The sequence below is a fragment of the Protofrankia sp. CiP1_Cm_nod2 genome (genome assembly GCF_920664355.1).
In the GTDB taxonomy this organism is placed as follows: Bacteria; Actinomycetota; Actinomycetes; order Frankiales; family Frankiaceae; genus Protofrankia.
In genome coordinates, this window is record NZ_CAKKTL010000019.1 from 37201 (window position 1) to 38231 (window position 1031).

2 protein-coding genes are annotated in these 1031 nt (G+C 68.9%); both read right to left on the reverse strand.

Translation table 11 applies throughout. The features are described from left to right. Positions 1–338: 338 nt before the first annotated feature. Positions 339–764 (reverse strand): PIN domain-containing protein, encoded by a 426-nt coding sequence (locus NBW84_RS03825; RefSeq protein ID WP_250281760.1) that lies wholly within the window; start codon positions 762–764, stop codon positions 339–341. Beyond that, the coding region (locus NBW84_RS03830; RefSeq protein WP_250281763.1) for a type II toxin-antitoxin system Phd/YefM family antitoxin at positions 752–1031 on the reverse strand (280 nt) is incomplete at its 5' end. The genes NBW84_RS03825 and NBW84_RS03830, both read right to left, overlap by 13 nt.

A 1031-nucleotide genomic window follows, 5' to 3' on the forward strand; every position in this document is an offset into this window, starting at 1 on the left:
AGACGGCGGTCGCCTGCTCCCCCGGCCCGCCCCATGGGCCGTGACGAACGATCCTCGCCATCAGCGTCCGCCCCCGCTTTCCGTGAACCCTGCCGCGCGCCCTGCCGCCCCGCGCCCGGCCACCGATGATCATCCCTGGAGCATGCCACCCAACGCCAGCGCGGGAGCGGCCGACCAGGCCGCGTGGCGAGGTTTCCAGAGATCACCGCTCGTCGCACCGGTGAGGGCACGTACCGTCCCATCCCGTCGGAGACTACGACAGACGGCTGGAAGCCTCTCCGTTGACCTGGCGTCTACCGGGATATCCGCCTACGCGCTGTGAGCCGGTCGGAATTCCGTCACCGGCGGGTGGCTACCAGGCGGGTGGCTACCAGGCGGGTGGCGACGTCGGGCAGCTCGTCGAAACGGGCAGGTTTGTCAGTGGTGACCAGTACCCGCTGCGTGGCACGCGCCGTCGCCGCGATGATGAGATCAGGAGCTCCGCGGGGCGCGCCGGTACGGCGTACATGGGCCAGGAGCTGCGCGTGATGCCGGGCGACGTCCGGGGTGTAGTCCTCGACCGGAGTCACGGAGAGCACGTCGGTGAGGAACGCCTGTTGCGCGGCGCGAGTGGCCTCATCCGAGGCCAGCAGCACCCCGACGGTGTATTCGGCGAGCGCGAGGGCCGGTAGGACGACGTCGTCCCCGTCACTCATGACCGCAAGATCTAACAGGCCACCGGCACCGGCGACCAGCACACCGGTGTCCAGGATCAGTCGTGCCACGGGTCGGTGTCCCACTCAGCGGAAGAAGCCTCCCGGGCAGCCGCGACATCGGCCCCGAACCCGTCGTCGACACCCGCGCGAGCACCCCAGCGGTGGAAGACCTCCCGCAACGCCTCACCGTTGCCCTGCGGCGCGGGCATGATCACAGCGACGCACCGGCCGCTACGGGTGACCACGATCGTCTCACCGTGTTCAGCGTCGTCGAGAAACGCGCTGAAGTATCCCTGTCTCTTATACACATCTGACGCTGCCGACGATCTTACGCGT